Origin of the sequence: Chromohalobacter sp. 296-RDG (assembly GCF_029889885.1) — a bacterium.
Taxonomy (GTDB): domain Bacteria; phylum Pseudomonadota; class Gammaproteobacteria; order Pseudomonadales; family Halomonadaceae; genus Chromohalobacter.
In genome coordinates, this window is record NZ_JARANY010000194.1 from 1 (window position 1) to 1,432 (window position 1,432).

A 1,432-nucleotide genomic window follows, 5' to 3' on the forward strand; every position below is an offset into this window, starting at 1 on the left:
CGGCAAGAGCACGCTGCTCGATGCCTTGTGTCTGGCACTCTACGGCAGCACGCCCCGGTTGCGCCAGGCGCCCGGTCAGAATGCCCCGCTGCCCGACGTGGGCGACGCCACCCTCAATACGGCCGACCCGCGTACTCTACTCCGCCGAGGTGCCGCCAGCGGCCATGCCGAGGTCGACTTCCTGGGCCGCGACAGCCGCCGCTATCGCGCCCGCTGGGGCGTGCGCCGCGCCCGCGAGAAAGCCGACGGAAAATTGCAGAAGATCGAGCAGTCGCTGCGTGATCTGGACGATGACCGCCTGCTGACCACGCAGAAGCGCGAGTTCGACCGCCTGCTGCCCGAGTGTCTGGGGCTCAGCTTCGAGCAATTCACCCGCGCCGTGCTACTGGCCCAGAGCGAATTCGCCGCCTTCCTCAAGGCCGACGACAACGAGCGCAGCGACCTGCTCGAGCGCCTTACCGGTACCGCCGAGTACTCCGAGATCTCGATCGCCGCCTATCGCCGCGCCAGCCAAGCCAAGAAAGCCGTTGATGCGCTGGACGCCAAGCTCGCCGACGACCTGCCCGCCGAGGCCGAGGCACGCGCCGCGCTCGAAAAAACCACCGAGACCGCCCAAGCCGAGCTTGACACCGTGCAGCGCCATACGAAGCGCCTGGAGACACAGGCACAGTGGCATGCCACGGATACCAGACTGCAAGACTCTCACGCCCAGGGGCAGCACGAGCATCACGCTGCCGAGACGCATTGGCAGACGCTGGCCCCGAGCCGCGCCGACCGTGACTGGCAGCGCCTGATCGCGCCTCAACGTCATCGTCTGGCACGCCAGGCCGAATTGCCCGGCGAGATCACACGTCTCGAAACGACGCATGCCGACACGCGCGAGGCTCTGACAAAGGCCGAGACCACACAGCAACAGGCCAAACAGGCACATGCCACGGCCGAACAGGCCCTTCAAGACGCCGACGCGGCACGCCGCACCGCCGAGCCTAAACTGCGCCAGGCGCGCGAGCAGGCACAGCAACTGGCTACCCGCGAGCATCAACTGGCCGAGCTCGACAAAACGCACGCCGCACAGCGCCGCGACGCGCAGGCGCTGACTACGCGCCATCAGCAAGCCCACGAGACGCAGCAACGCCAGCGCCGGCAGCGCGATGACTGGCAGGACACCCTGCGCCAGTTGATGGGCGAGCATGCCCGCGTAGAGGACGCCCGCCAGGCCGTTCAGCGCGCGCATGATCACGCCGCTCGACGTCACCTGGCACTCGGCGAGCTGCAAAGTCGCTGGCAGACCGTCTGTCGTACCGAGCACGCCCAGCGCACGCTCAATGAGCGCCTGACGCAGGACGCAAAGCGTCTCGAGGCATTGATCACCCAAGGCCAGGCCGCCCGCCAGCGCCTCGATGAGCACGAGCGCCACTATCGCAGCGTGCTG

1 protein-coding gene is annotated in these 1,432 nt (G+C 67.8%); it reads left to right on the forward strand.

Annotated features, from left to right (window positions below; translation table 11 throughout):
* Window positions 1–1,432: SMC family ATPase (locus OP495_RS17805; protein ID WP_280571111.1), on the forward strand; the 1,432-nt coding region annotated here is incomplete at both ends.